The sequence below is a fragment of the Nocardiopsis sp. LDBS0036 genome, assembly GCF_041228755.1.
Lineage (GTDB): Bacteria > Actinomycetota > Actinomycetes > Streptosporangiales > Streptosporangiaceae > Nocardiopsis > Nocardiopsis dassonvillei.
The window spans coordinates 772,150-785,613 of record NZ_CP141103.1 but is presented as its reverse complement, the minus strand read 5'-3'; the positions used below and the strand labels follow the sequence as shown (position 1 = coordinate 785,613).

Annotated in this window: 13 protein-coding genes and 1 pseudogene; 6 read left to right on the top strand and 8 right to left on the bottom strand. The window is 70.3% G+C overall.

Features of this window, described 5'->3' with window-relative positions; translation table 11 throughout:
• Positions 1-97 precede the first annotated feature (97 nt).
• Entirely contained in the window at positions 98-2,614 is a 2,517-nt protein-coding gene (locus UIS43_RS03115) for a DUF1963 domain-containing protein (RefSeq protein WP_370012404.1), read from the top strand.
• A 304-nt stretch (positions 2,615-2,918) separates the two neighbouring features.
• Here UIS43_RS03115 and UIS43_RS03110 read toward each other — a convergent pair whose 3' ends face one another.
• The 3 genes from UIS43_RS03110 to UIS43_RS03100 are packed head-to-tail and all read right to left on the bottom strand — an operon-like array spanning position 2,919 to position 5,296.
• Positions 2,919-4,238, bottom strand: coding sequence for an RNA polymerase sigma factor (locus tag UIS43_RS03110; RefSeq protein WP_370012402.1), 1,320 nt, complete (start codon positions 4,236-4,238; stop codon positions 2,919-2,921).
• Complete coding sequence (locus UIS43_RS03105) at positions 4,235-4,606, bottom strand: YciI family protein (protein WP_013152919.1); 372 nt, start codon at positions 4,604-4,606, stop codon at positions 4,235-4,237. Before UIS43_RS03105 ends, UIS43_RS03110 begins: the two co-directional genes overlap by 4 nt.
• A 45-nt stretch (positions 4,607-4,651) precedes the next feature.
• Positions 4,652-5,296, bottom strand: coding sequence for a DUF998 domain-containing protein (locus UIS43_RS03100; RefSeq protein WP_013152918.1), 645 nt, complete (start codon positions 5,294-5,296; stop codon positions 4,652-4,654).
• A gap of 159 nt (positions 5,297-5,455) precedes the next feature.
• Here UIS43_RS03100 and UIS43_RS03095 point away from each other — a divergent pair, with 159 nt between their 5' ends.
• Together UIS43_RS03095 and UIS43_RS03090 are read left to right on the top strand one after the other, a co-directional pair.
• A complete protein-coding gene (locus UIS43_RS03095; RefSeq protein WP_013152917.1) occupies positions 5,456-5,926 on the top strand; it encodes a hypothetical protein in 471 nt (156 codons plus the stop codon).
• 256 nt (positions 5,927-6,182) lie between these two features.
• Positions 6,183-7,154, top strand: a complete 972-nt coding sequence (locus UIS43_RS03090; protein ID WP_358453490.1) for an MsnO8 family LLM class oxidoreductase — start codon at positions 6,183-6,185, stop codon at positions 7,152-7,154.
• A gap of 92 nt (positions 7,155-7,246) precedes the next feature.
• Here the strand turns inward: UIS43_RS03090 and UIS43_RS03085 are convergent, their stop codons facing one another.
• Both UIS43_RS03085 and UIS43_RS03080 read right to left on the bottom strand, forming a co-directional pair.
• A complete protein-coding gene (locus tag UIS43_RS03085; RefSeq protein ID WP_370012398.1) occupies positions 7,247-8,017 on the bottom strand; it encodes a hypothetical protein in 771 nt (256 codons plus the stop codon).
• Positions 8,018-8,554: 537 nt separating this feature from the next.
• The gene (locus UIS43_RS03080) at positions 8,555-8,767 is read right to left on the bottom strand and encodes a cold-shock protein (RefSeq protein WP_013152914.1); all 213 of its coding nucleotides are present in this window, start codon (positions 8,765-8,767) and stop codon (positions 8,555-8,557) included.
• A gap of 315 nt (positions 8,768-9,082) precedes the next feature.
• On the opposite strand from UIS43_RS03080, the gene UIS43_RS03075 reads away from it, so the two are divergent.
• Both UIS43_RS03075 and UIS43_RS03070 read left to right on the top strand, forming a co-directional pair.
• A complete protein-coding gene (locus UIS43_RS03075; protein ID WP_370012394.1) occupies positions 9,083-9,742 on the top strand; it encodes a class I SAM-dependent methyltransferase in 660 nt (219 codons plus the stop codon).
• Between the two features lie 506 nt (positions 9,743-10,248).
• The gene (locus UIS43_RS03070) at positions 10,249-10,944 is read left to right on the top strand and encodes a tectonin domain-containing protein (RefSeq protein WP_370012392.1); all 696 of its coding nucleotides are present in this window, start codon (positions 10,249-10,251) and stop codon (positions 10,942-10,944) included.
• Positions 10,945-11,095: 151 nt separating this feature from the next.
• Here the strand turns inward: UIS43_RS03070 and UIS43_RS03065 are convergent.
• The 3 genes and pseudogenes from UIS43_RS03065 to UIS43_RS03055 form a co-directional block, all read right to left on the bottom strand.
• Positions 11,096-11,265: pseudogene (locus tag UIS43_RS03065) on the bottom strand (DUF397 domain-containing protein).
• Positions 11,266-11,512: 247 nt separating this feature from the next.
• On the bottom strand, positions 11,513-11,671 hold the full coding sequence (locus UIS43_RS03060; protein ID WP_013152910.1) for a DUF397 domain-containing protein: 159 nt from the start codon (positions 11,669-11,671) through the stop codon (positions 11,513-11,515).
• 10 nt (positions 11,672-11,681) lie between these two features.
• Positions 11,682-12,485, bottom strand: a complete 804-nt coding sequence (locus UIS43_RS03055; protein ID WP_013152909.1) for a helix-turn-helix transcriptional regulator — start codon at positions 12,483-12,485, stop codon at positions 11,682-11,684.
• Between the two features lie 333 nt (positions 12,486-12,818).
• Here UIS43_RS03055 and UIS43_RS03050 point away from each other — a divergent pair, with 333 nt between their 5' ends.
• Positions 12,819-13,268 (top strand): ATP-binding protein, encoded by a 450-nt coding sequence (locus UIS43_RS03050; RefSeq protein ID WP_071622010.1) that lies wholly within the window; start codon positions 12,819-12,821, stop codon positions 13,266-13,268.
• The last annotated feature ends 196 nt before the right edge of the window (positions 13,269-13,464 follow it).

The following is a 13,464-nucleotide window of genomic DNA, read 5'->3' as shown; positions in this document are numbered from 1 at the left end:
TGTGCCTCGGTGGTCACCTCCCGATCCGGTAGACGCGGGTCCGGCCGAAGGATCGGCGGCGAAACCGCGTGTCCGACTCTGCCCCTAGTCTTCCGGCATGTACGAATCTGAAGCAGGAACGGCCGGCTCGGGCGGCGGCACGGACACCGCTGCCCGGGTGGCGGCGGCGGTGCGGGACTGCCTCGCGCCGCTGCGGCTGTCCGAGGTCCACGAACCGGTCGTCGAGCACGTGCTGAGCGGCACCCGACCGGAGGCCCTGGCGGCGTTGCGGGAGCGGCCGACCGGCGCCGACATGGTCGCCAAACCGGACGCGGTCTGGCGGACCGACCGGCTGACCGCCGTCGCCGACGCGCATCCCGGCTGGTCACTGCGGGAGGCCGACGCGGCACGGCTGGTGCTCTACCGGCTCGCGCCGATCGACCTGCTCGTCCGGTTCGGGCAGGTGCTGCACGCGGTCACCGGCAACGCCCCGACGTCCGGGGAGCCGTCGTGGCTCCTCGTGCTGGCCGACGACGTGCTCCGTGTCCACGGCGCCGCCGACGGGACCGACGCCGACGACGTCCGGCGGCGGTGGGACCCCCACACCCTCACCGAGGTCGCCCGGGCGGGCGGCGCACCCGGCCGGACTCCCGTGCACGCCGCCCTGTCCGCGCTGCTGTACTCGGGCTCCGGCCACTGGCCGTTCCGTCGGCACCGGCTTCTGGAGAGCGAGGCGGGCGTCGCGTTCCTCGCCCGGCACGCCGACGCGCTCGCGGACGTCGTCACCGGGTCCGGTCCGAACACTCGCAGGTACGTGGCGGACCGGTGCGCGCACCGGCCGGAGGCGCACGCGGAACTCGCCGCCGAACTGGCGGTGGACGCCGAGGCGAGCGTTCGCGCTCAGGCGCTGTCCGCGCTGGCCCGGACCGACGGCCCCCGGCAGGTGGACCTGCTGCGACGGCACCTGCGGACCGCGCCGCCGGACCGTCTGCCGGACGTCCTGGCCCGCCTGGCCGACCTCGACGGCGGCGTCGCGGCGATCGAGGAGGCCCTGGCCGACGGCGGCGACGGGACTCAGGACCCCGGGCGCGAGGGGCTGCTGCGCCGGGCCGCCTCCCGGGTGCGGGCGCTGAGAACCGCGGAGGCCGCCGTCCCCGTGCCCGACGTCGCCGCACCGCAGGACGCGGACCTGGCGGAGGAACTGCGGACGCTGGGGGCCGGGGGCGGGTCCGACGGGGACCGTTCCTGGAACGGCGTCGAGGGGAGGGTGGCGCTGATGCCCGACGTCCGCGCCCTGCGGGACGCGTTCCGCGCCGCCGGGATGTCCGACGCGGACCGGCGGACCGCCTCGCTCCTGGTCACCCGCACGGACTCCCGCAGACGCAGGATCGGCGCCTTCCTCACCCCGGAGGACGCCGAGCGCTGGTGGCCCCTGTTCGCCGAGCGCCTGGACCTGGCGGACGAGTACCTCGACGGCGGCGACGGGAGGCGGCACCCGGACCAGCCCGCCGTGGACACGAGGACGATGATCCTGACCGTCCTCGAAAGCTTCCCCGCCGCCCCCGAGGCTCTGGTCCCGCGCCTGACCTCGCTCGCGCTCGGCGCGAACCGCCACCGGCTGGCGGCCCGGCGCGTGCTCGGCGACCACCCGGACGCCCGGGCGGCAGCGGCGGCCGCGCTGTCGGACGCCGACGCCCGGACGCGGTCGTCCGCAGCGGAGTGGCTCGCGGGGCTGGGCGAGCCGGGCGTGGTGGCGCCGGAGCCCGGCTGGGAGTTCGGCGCGGGGGTGCTGCACCCGTCGGTGAGGGCCCTGCCCGCGTCGGTGCTCTCCTGGCTGGACCGGTTCCGGGAGCAGGCGCTCGACAAGGGGGTTCCGGCGGACGACGTGGACCGGTGGCTCGGGCTGGCCCGCCCGAAGCTGCGGACGGCGCGCGACGGCGGCGGCACGGTCGTCGGCAGGCTCGGCAGCCCGCTGATGCTCCCGCCGGACGCGCCCACCCCGGGCACGGTGTGGGACGACGACCCCGGCAACCGCGACGATCACCAGCTCATCGCGACGCTCGACCTGGCCGCGATCCCGCCGGAGGCCACCGACATCCCGCTGCCGCCCGACGGCCACCTGCTCCTGTTCGCGAACGTCGAGTTGGACGAGTTCGTCATCCCGGGCGGCGCCGCGTACGTACCGGCGGGGACGCCGGTGGAGGAGCGGGAGTCCTCACCGAGCTACGAGCCCTACGAGTACGACTCCCCCGAGGCCCTGGACGAGGAGCTGCGGCGCACCGGTGACCTGCGGCTGGTCCCCGGCGTGGGGCTGCCCTCCTGCCCCGTCGAGGACGGGGACCTCGCCCTGCACCCCCACGCGGAGACGTTGCAGGAGGTCTGGTCCGAGCAGACCGACGGGGGCGGCGAGTGGCAGATCGGCGGCTACGCCGCGGACTTCGACGGCTACGGGGACCCGGCGCGCGCCTCGGCGTTCCCGGAGGAGGGCGAGCAGTGGTCCAGCCCTGAGGACTGGGTCCTGCTCGCGCAGTGGGTCGGGGTGCCGATGGGGATCCTGTACTGGACCATCACCCGTGAGGACCTCAAGGCGCGCCGTTTCGACCGCGTCGTGGTGCAGATGTACTCCAACCCCTGACGGTGCCGCGGAAGCGGGCCCCGGCCGCCTGCGCGGCCGGGGCCCGCACCCTCCGGGTGGAAGCCGTCACCGCACCACGGCGTCAGCATCGGAGCCCGTTCCCATCGGCGTGCGCTGTGAGGGGAGGGATCGGGCTTCGGAGGGGCGTGATGAACCACTGTCTTTACGGCGTAGATCGCAACCATTGCCCGTGAGTGCGGAACACCTGTGAGCACAGGACTGGGGCCGCGCCCCCGGGACCGGACACCCTTCCGGCGGGAGCATCAGCGGCCAACCCGATCGGACAGGGCCACGGCCCCGCCCCTCAACCGAGGCGGTCGGCGCGGTCCAGCAGGAACCGCCGCTCGACCCGGTTGCCGGTCAGGGAGGCCGCCTCCCGGTACAGCGCCGCCGCGCCCTCCCCCTCCCCGGTCCTCTCCAGCAGGTGAGCGCGCACCGCGCGTTCGCGCTGCCGGGTCAGGGGGTCCCGGCCGAGCCCGAAGCGTCGGTCGAGGTCGTCCAGCAGGGCCAGTCCCCGCGCCGGGCCGTACGCCTTGGCCACCGCCACCACCCGGCTCAGCCGCACGGGAGCGGTGGGGCTGAGCCGTTCGAGCCACAGGTAGAGCACCGCGATCTGCACCCAGTCGGTCCGCTCCGGCGCCGGGGCCGTCGCGTGCACGGCCGCGATCGCCGCCTGCAACTGGTAGGGGCCGACCTCACCGCGGTTCCACACGCCGTCGATCAGCGCGGTGCCCTCGCGGACGAGGTCGGCGTTCCACAACGACCGGTCCTGTTCGTCCAGGGGCACCAGCTCGTCGTGGTCGCCGGTGCGTGCGGGACGGCGCGCCTCGGTGAGCAGCATGAGCGCGAGCAGGCCGGTGACCTCGGCGTCGTCGGGCAGAGAGTCGTGGAGCATGCGTGTCAGCCGGATGGCCTCGCCGGTCAGGTCCACGCGGGCGAGCTGGTCGCCCTCGGAGGTCGTGTAACCCTCGTTGAAGACCAGGTAGAGCACCTTCGCCACCGCCGTGATCCGGCTGTCGCGGTCGGCGTCGGTCGGCGGGGTGACGCGGGCTCCGACCCGGGCCAGCTGCTGCTTGGCGCGGCTGATCCGCGTGCCCATGGTGTTCTCCGAGGTCCCGTGGGCGTGCGCGATCTCGGCGGTGGTCAGGCCGCCCACCGCGCGCAACGTGAGCGCCACCTGGGAGGCGGCGCTCAGCGCGGGGTGGCAGCACAGCAACAGCAGGGCCAGGCTGTCGTCGCTCTCCCGGGCGGGGCCCGCCCTCCGGTCCGGCTCCCGCATGGCCAGTTCGGCGGCGCCGATCTCCTGTTCGCGCCGGTGCCTGGCCTGTTCGGCGCGGAGGAGGTCGACCAGGCGCCGGTAGCCGACGCGGATCAGCCAGCTGCGCGGGTTCTCCGGCACGCCGTCGGCGGGCCAGGCCCGGCTCGCGGCGAGCAGCGCCTCCTGCACCGCGTCCTCGGCGGCGTCGAACCGGCCGAAGCGCCGCACCAGGGCGCCGAGCACCTGCGGCGCCTCGGTGCCCAGCAGGTGCTCGATGTCCGCGTCCACGCCGGGGGTCCGCCGCCCGCCGTCGCGCTGGCCGTCCGCCACCGGCGGGCGCCGCTGCGCACGGTCGCGGTCGTTCACGCCGTGAAGTCCTCGCCCATGATCGGCCGGATCTCGATCGGCTCACCCAGCGCCTCGACGATGCGCGAACCGATCTCCACGGCCCGTTCCTGGCTGGCCACGTCGATCACGGCGAAGCTGGCCAGGACCTCCTTCAGCTCCGCGAAGGGCCCGTCAGTCGCCACCACGCCGCCTTCGGCCCCGCGGACCGTGGTGCTGACCGCCGGGTGCCCCAGGCCCTCGCTGCTGACGAACTCGCCGGTCTCGATCAGCTCCCGCTCGAACTCCTGGTAGGCGGCGAACGCCGCCAGCGCCTCCTCGGAGGGGGTGTCGGCGGTCGCGGCGTCCCAGGCGGCGGCCGGGGTGTAGCTGAGCAGCAGGTACTTCATGGCGGTTCCTTCCGTCGAACGTTCGGGCGAAAGAGTACGGGTCGGTCAGGCGGCACGGCGCAGGGACAGGGACAGAACGGTCGTCCAGGTGAAGGCGACCAGGCCGTTGACGGCGATCTGGACACTCATGTGCTCCGCAGACATGGGCAGCAGCAGGACGAGCGCGGCGGCTCCGCTGCCGACGGCGGGCAGCACCGCCCGGCGGCGGACGCAGCGCACGGCCAGGACGACGGCGGCGACGGCCAGCGCGGTGAAGGAGACGGCCGCCGCGGCCGAGTGGGCGATCCCGTGCCAGGACATCTGGGCCGCCGGGGCGTCGGGGGTCCCGGCGGGGAAGCCGTACTGGGGGTCCATGGTGAACACTCCGGCGGCGACCATCCCGGCGCCGAAGATCCCGATGAGGACGGGCAGCGCCCGGCGCCCGGCCCCCTCGGTGAGGGTGCGCCCGACACCGACGGCCAGCGCCAGGCCGCCCAGACCGGCGAGCACGAAGGTGGCGATCTGGATCCAGCCGAGGTCGCCGGTGGAGAGCTGGCTGATCGGGTGCCGGGTGATGTCGAAGCCCTCGCGGGTGAGCATCTGCGCGGTCGCGGAGGCGAAGAAGACCGGTCCGGCCAGGGCTCCGGCGAGGAGCAGGGGCGCGGACGAGCGGCGGGTCGCGGTGGTGGCAGCGGTGGCGGTAGCGGCCATGGGTTCCTCCTTGGTGGGTTCCTGCCGCTACCTCGTGGCGGGTTCCGGGTTCTCGACACGATCAGAGCGTGACCTAGGACACACAAAAAGCATGTCGAGGATCGGCCCGCGCCTCCGAGGTAACGGCGAACACCCACCACGACACACAAGGAGAACGGGATGTCCGAGATGACCGAGACCCACGAGACGTCGGAGAACCACGGGATGCCGGAGACCTACGAGCCGAGCACCGACCTCAGGGCCCTGGACCGCCTGGTCGGCACCTGGACGGTCACCGGCGGAGCCGAGGGAACCGTGCGCTACGAGTGGATGCCCGGCGGTTTCTTCCTGCTCCAGCACGTCGAACTCTCGCAGTTCGGCCAGGCCGTCACCGGCATGGAGGTGATCGGCAACCTGCGCCCCTTCGGGGAGCCGGTCGGCGCGGACGTGGTCTCGCGCTTCTACGACTCGGTCGGCAACACGCTGGACTACGCCTACGAGCTGGTCGGCGACAGGCTGACCATCTGGGGCGGCGCGAAGGGCAGCCCCGCCTACTACGAGGGCACCTTCAGCGCCGACGGCGGCACCGTCACCGGCGCATGGGTCTACCCCGGCGGGGGCGGCTACGACTCCACCATGACCCGGGTCTGACACGGGCTGGCGCGTGCGGCCCCGGGCGACGGTTCGTCGCCCGGGGCCGCTCGTGTCCGCGTCCCCTGCGGAGACGGCCGGTCGCGCGGACGGACCGGTGGGAGTGTGCACCGGTCCGCAACCGGACTGAGGGAACCGCTGACGAGCGCGGAGTCCGGAGTCCGAGTCCGGAACCCGCACACGGGCTCGCGGGGAGTACGCTCCGGGCGGAGGAGGACGATGCGCTGTCCCACCACACGGACGGAGGCGAGGACCGATGCGGGTCTCCCTGCTTGACCGCTCACGGACGCGCAGCGGCGAGTCCGACGCGCAGACGATCGCGACGACCGTCGAGAGGGCCGTGCGCGCGGAGGAACTCGGGTTCCACCGGTTCTGGACCGCCGAGCACCACGCGGTGCCCGGTATCGCCAGCTCGGCCCCCACCGTGCTGCTCGCGGCCATCGGTGCCCGCACGCGGGATATCCGCCTGGGCACGGGCGGGGTCATGGTCCCCAACCACAGCCCGCTGGTGGTCGCCGAGCAGGCGCTGCTCCTGGAAGCGCTCTTCCCCGGCAGGATCGACCTGGGACTGGGCGGTTCGCTCGGCTTCACCGCTCCGATCCGGCGTGCGCTCGGGCGCACCGCCCTGGGCGAGGGCGAGTACCCGGCCGAGGTCGAAAGGGTGCGCGAGTATCTGAGCGGGCGGGCCGGGATCACCGCCAGGCCCAGCGTCGCGCCTCCGCCGGTGTTCCTGCTCGCCGTCCGGGAGGGGCTGGCACTCGCCGCCGAGCTGGGACTTCCGGCGGTGATCGGAGGGCCGGTCCTTCGTGACCCGGACAGGATCGCCGCGTACTTCGAGGACTTCCGGCCGAGCCGGACCGCGCCCGCTCCCTACCTGGTCGTGAACGTGGACGTCTCCGTCGCGGAGACCGAGGAGCGCGCCCGCGACCTGCTGCTGCCCGAGGCGTGGGCGTACGCGGACTCGCGGGAGGCCGGGGAGTTCCGCGCGCTCCGCCCCGTCGAGGAGGTGCGTCGGCTGCTGGGGGAGACGAGCCGCGACAGGAAGCGCAGGGAGGTGCACGGCTGGATGGACTCCGCGATCGCGGGCACTCCCGAACAGGTGGCGGACGCGCTCACCGACCTCCTCGACCGCACCGGCGGTTCCGAGGTGCTCGCCAACGTCAGCACCTACGACCGCGACGAGGTCCGGAGGACCGACGAGTTCCTCGCCTCGCTCCAGGCCCGGTGACGGGCCGCGTGTCCGCCGGGCCGCGTCTGCCGCCGTGCCGTGTCTGCCACTGGGGCCTCATGCGGCGAGCCGTCAGCGGATCCGGTCGATGATCACCTGACGCCCGGGCGGGTGCACTGGTGTTGTCCCAGGTGCGGGGGCTTCGTCGGCGGCGATCGGCCCGCCTCCCATGAGCGAGGCCAGGATGCGTTCGGTGAGGGCCGGTTCGAGTGCGGGGGTTCCCTCCCCCGACAGCTCCTCGACGTCCGGCCCCTCCCCCGCCCCGTTCGGCTCGGGTGGTCGGGGCGGGGCCGGTGGGCGCGGGAGTTCGCCCGGCACCGACCGGCAGGGGCCGCATCGGGGCGCTCGTCGGAGGAGAGGTGAATGGGATATAGGTGTGTGGGTCGATTCGACCCGTCGCCGAGGTCGATTCGAACCGTCGCGGCCTTCCTGATCCTGGGTCGGGTGGTCTCGTCCAGGGGCTCCTCCCCCAGTGCCGCGCGGACGGCGTTGATCTCCTCGCGGACCGGTTCGGGGAAGTCCTCGGCGGGGATCAGCAGTTCGAGGACGATCGGAAGCCGGTCGTGCGAGCGGGTGCGCTCCTTGATGTCCCCGGCGAAGAATGCGCGGGTCTGACCGGGGTCGAGCTTGCGGACCAGTCCGACGGCGACCAGGTCCGCGATGGCGCGCTTGGCCACGGAGAGGCTGAGCAGGTGGCCGGACCGGCTGACCAGGGTGTCCAGGCAGAGGAAGCACCAGCGGCCGTCGAGGTCGGCGGCGCGGGCGATGACCGTGGCGGCGATGAAAGCGCGGGATGTGGGGAAGAGTCCGGCTTCGCGGGCTTCATTGACCCAGATGTCCGGTATGAAACCAATTCCGTGCATTGCCTTGCGGGGGCGTTGACGCGGGCCGAAAAACCGGCCCGAATCACGGCGTTCGGTGGTGGCACGGGGAGCGGGGGCGGTAGACTCCACGACGAGTCGCCTTCCTGGTTCTAGCAGGCAGGTGGCACGGCCGGACGCTTGTTCACGCAGGCGTCGGCCAAATCCCGGCTCGGTGTTGGTAGCACCGGCCGGGATTTTCCTTTTCGGGGAACACGCTAGCGCAGCGAACACGGGTTCGCGTAATTTTCCGTCAAGTCCGCACATGCCAGAAGCCTGAACTGTCTGCTTTGCGCAACAATTCACATAGAACGGTTTTGCTCTGTGTTTTCCGATTGGCACGAAAAAGGAACAGAACCCGGAGGGCCGGGCCCGGTAGCCATCCCCGACCCGGCGCGACGCTCCGGACTCGACCGGGCGGCCCATGAGGACGCCGCCGACACCACCGGCCGGGGTGGTTCGCGCCGCACACGACGAAGCCCCCGCGCCCGGGAGACCGGGTTCGAGGGCTTCGCGCGCTTCAGTTCAGGCGGGCCTTGCCTACCCTTCCACCTGAACCTTGTCCGCCTGCATGCCCTTCTGGCCCTGGACAGCTTCGAAGCTGACCGTCTGGCCTTCCTGCAACGACTTGAAGCCGGTGCCCTCGATCGCCCTGAAATGAACGAAAAGGTCGGGCCCGGACTCCGGCGTGATGAAGCCGTACCCCTTCTCGTCGTTGAACCACTTCACCGTGCCGGTCTGGCGCTCAGCCACGTGTCTTCCCCATCAGTAGTCGGCGGTTCCCATCAGCGAACCCCAAAAATCATGGCATGGGATCGCCTCGGAAAGACGCAGAAACGGCCGGAAACACCCGACTTCGCGAACCCCGACCCGGGCACGCTGCGGCTTCGCGTTCCAGGACGCCCCGTGCACCCGCGGGTCGGTCCACCGCTGCCTGTTCCGCGCCGGACCCGGGCGAGGTAGACACCTGCGCGGGTGGCGGTCTGTTTCGCCATTCCCCTGCTGCCCCGGCCGCGGCGTGGCTACCTTGGTCCGGTTCCTGCACGCCGCGTCACGAGGACCACGACCATGGGCAACCCGACCACGGACGTCCCGAGCTACTGGGACCGCTACGCCCAGGGCGTCACCCCACAGGACCCGGAGGAGGCTCTGGCCACCGCCCTGGAGTGGACCCAGTACCCGGGGCACGGTCCCGGGTTCGAACTGCTGGGGGAACCCGCCTCCGCGTTGGAGCTGGGGGCCGGGCGGGGCAACGCCGTCGCCGCGCTGGCCTCCCGAGGGGTGAAAGCCGCGGGAGTGGACGTGTCACCGGTGTCGGTGGAGCACGCCCGCCACCAGTGGGGACACCTGGGCGCGGAGTTCCACCACGCGGACGCGGTCGAGTTCCTGGCGGGGACCGGCCAGCGGTGGGACGCCGTCTACTCGGTGTGGGGAGCGGCCTGGTTCACCGATCCCGGCGTGCTGTTCCCGCTGGTGCACGACCGTCTGGAATCCGGTGGAAGGTTCGTGTTCTCCTGCGCCCCCGCGGTTCCCGGGTCGTACGGAGTGCAGGGCATGTACGGAGGCGGGTTCAACGGCCGGGAGGTGTGGGTGTACCGGTGGGCCTACGAGCCCGCGGTGTGGGAGGAGATCCTGGTTGGTCACGGGTTCCGTGAGGTGCGTGTGTGGGAGGAGGCGGCCCCGGAGGCCGACCATGTGGGAACCCTGATCGGAACCGCTTCGCGATGAGTTCCCGTGCCGCCGCCGCAACAGCCCACGCGGGCAACGACGTCGGCCGAACGACGACCGGCCTCCGGACGCTCCATGCCCCTGGACCACCGTCGGCACACGGGAATACATTCCGGGAATCTTATACTTTTTCTCCTATAGTGGATTTGCCATCTCCATATCACGGATCTTTTTGCGTGGGAATAATTTTCTGAACATTGGCCGAAACGGGTCCAAAGGGATTGCACTCCCCCACCCTCGGGCATCTCAACGGCAGCGACGCGCGAGACCGGGAAAGGCGAAGATTCCACGGCTCCACCGAGAAGACGCGGAACATCGTCGCACCAGCCCCATTCAGAGAATTCCTTTCTGGAAGAGGAAAGGTCGAGCGGCCGATGTCCGCGAGCCGTCGAAATTCTTCGCGTCCACCGTCGCCCCACAGGTGCACCGGTCTCCCCAGGACCGGCTGTGCCACATGTGTTCCTGACAGTTCAGCGCAGTCCCCCGAATGGACGGAGAAGGTTGACATGGCGTACTGGAAGCAGATCTCCGGAGCACTGACCAGGATCTCAGCGGGCTCCCGCACCAACGTGTGGGGCGTCAACGCCAGCGGATCGATCTACCGCTACACCAACGACGACGCCAACCCCTGGGTCAACATCCCCGGAGGACTGGTCGACATCAGCGCCGCCGCCGACGGAACCGTCTGGGGCGTCAACGCCAACAACAACATCTACCGCTACACCGGCGACCAGGGCTCCTCCCACTGGAAGCAGATCTCCGGAGCACTGACCAGGATCTCGACGGGCTCCCGCACCAACGTGTGGGGCGTCAACGCCGACGGAGCCATCTACCGCTACACCAACGACGACGCCAACCCCTGGGTCAACATCCCCGGAGGACTGGTCGACATCAGCGCCGCCGCCGACGGAACCGTCTGGGGCGTCAACGCCAACAACAACATCTACCGCTACACCGGCGACCAGGGCTCCTCCCACTGGAAGCAGATCTCCGGGGCTCTCACGGGGATCTCGACGGGATCGCGCACCAACGTGTGGGGGGTCAACAGCAGTGACGCGATCTACCGTTTCACCAACGACGACGCCAACCCCTGGGTCAACATCCCCGGAGGGCTGACCGAGATCAGCGCGGCCGCCGACGGAACCGTCTGGGGCGTCAACGCCAACAACAACATCTACCGCTACACCGGCGACCAGCCCTGATCCGGGTCCGCGACAGGTGACGGCCTCCCGCGGCGACGGCGCCGCGGGAGGCTTCCCGCCTGCCCCGTTCTGTGGAACGGGGTGCCCACGCCCAGCAAACAGATAAGACCGGCCCCGCCCACTACGGGCGGGACCGGTTCACGCTGTGCCGCTACTGGACGCGCACCGCGGCCAGGAGCGCCGCCCACTCAGGAGCCGGGGCCGACAGGTGGCCCAGGGCCGGTTCTGGGTGTCGCGGATGCCGGTGACCGGGCCCTCCGCAACCTCGACGCAGTTACCGCCCCCGCCATCACTGTAGGTCGACTTGTGCCATTCCTTCACTACCTGCTCCTCAATCCGAGGCGATGAAGTAGATCCTTTGCGCCGGTGAGAACGCCGAACCACGAAGCGCTCCATCGTTCCTGGCAGTCTGTCACGTATCCGGCAGCCGTAGTATTCGACTTCTCCAGAAACTTCCACACACTTCAGCTACTCCGTGAACGACATCCTTATCAACCAGAACGCTGCCACTGAGCACAAAAACGGCTCCCTGCCAGGGGATGGCAGGGAGCCGTCTCTGCGATGCGCTCTAGAGGGCCTTCACCAACGCGGTCCATGAGTCCGGCGTAAGTTCGATATGCCCGAGGTTACGGTTCTCCGTGTCCCTCACCAGAACCTTGTCGCCTTCAGCCACCTCCACACATGCCCCCTGGTTTCCGCTGTAGCTGGACTTGTGCCATTCCTTCACTACCTGCTCCTCAAAGCGACGCGATGAAGTCGATGCTTTCAGCGGGTGAGAGCGCCAGACTACGAAGCGCCCCGAACCGCTGTTGGCAGTCTGCCACGACCTCGGCGTCCGTGATGATCTGGCCCTTGCCCGGAACTTCTGCGTACACCAGGTACTCCGCGAACGACATCCGCATCACCATGAACGCCCCATCCATGGCACCATGCGCACCGCGATGGTACGGAGCCACCTGCACCTCGATGTGAGGCTGCCTAGCCCTGCGGAGAAGGACTTCCCTCTGTGCTTGCATGAGACTCGGGGAACCGACCGTGCGGCGCAGTGCCCCTTCCTCGATGACAAACATGGCGAGGGGAGGCTTCGGCCTGTCAAGAATCGCCTGCCGCTCCATCCTCGACTGCAGGAGTTGCTCGCTTTCCTCAGCTCCCAGCGGAGGGAACGCTGCACTCACTACCTGGCGTGCGTAGTCCTCAGTCTGAAGCAGCCCGGGCACAGCCTGAGGTTGGAATTCCTGGATGACCTGGGCTTTCTCCTCGATGACCACAAACTCCTGGAGCCACCAGGGCTGCGCACGCCTCGCCCCTGGCCACAGACCGAGCAGTGAACCGTGGCCTTCCAGGGCAGCATCTGCAAGCTTCGCGAACTCCTTGGACGGCCTCCGTTCCCCGCGTTCGATAGCCCCCACCTGCTGCTTGGAGGTTCGAGTGAGAACACCTAGTTTCTTTTGGGACAAATCAGCCAATTCTCTCATTTGTCGCAGCGTTGCGCCGAACTGATTCATTGCGGCCTGCTGAGAAGCAGTGATCTTGGGAGGCATAGCCACAGGTAACCACAACCGACCACGGACGCCCACGGGGGGAATGAGCAAGGATGCAATTTGGACCCGGGCCTAGAGAACTTCTTCGCTGGTCAGGCAGGGTGTCTCCACGAAAGTAAACCTGTGGCTTTCAAAGGACGAGACCAACGCACCTGGCCCCCAGGTGAGGATCGCTGGGGCATCGGGAACCTACCGACTCCTTCCTTCACTGGGCGGCCACGCGCGAAACCGACTCGCGAAGACAAGACCTAGACACAAAAAGCCCCGAAGGTCGCCACTAACGACCTCCGGGGCAAATGCCCCACCTGTCCACAAAGAGCAAAGGTGAGACCGATGAAGTCTACCGCTCCACCCCTTCCACTTCCACGCCGACTGTGCGGAACCGCCACCAAATCAGGCATCCTGCTCGGCCCCGAACTCGGCCACGTCAAGATCGCCCGCCGCTGGGCCGCCCAAGCCACCCGCTCACGCCCCAGCCTGGCCGAACCCGTCAGCGTCACCGTCTCCGAGCTGGTCACGAACACCCTGCGTCACTCGGCATCCGGGCTCCCCGGCGGCAGCATCCGCGTGGAGATCGAACGCACCTCACGTCACCTCGAACTCCACGTCACCGACAACGGCCCCCGCCCCGGCGAACAACCGACGTTCCCGAGCGTGCCCGACCTCGAACCCCTGCGCCCCAGCGGCAACGGCCTGCGCCTGGTCGAAGCCCTGTGCTCCTACTGGGACTGGAAGCAGCACTCCTGCGGCGCGATCACCGTCCGCGCCGTCTTCCCCTGGTAACCCACGCATCCCTGTGAGCGCTCAACGCTCCATGCTCCGCACCACCCGACCTGTCCCCCGGGCCGGTGCGGACGGGCCGATGCGAAGAGCACCAGCCCGAAGCCCCGCCCTCCCCTTCCCCGGGAGGGCGGGGCCGCCCCACCAGCCACCCGCACAACACTCAGCGCCGAGTACCGACCCCCCGAAGACATGGAAA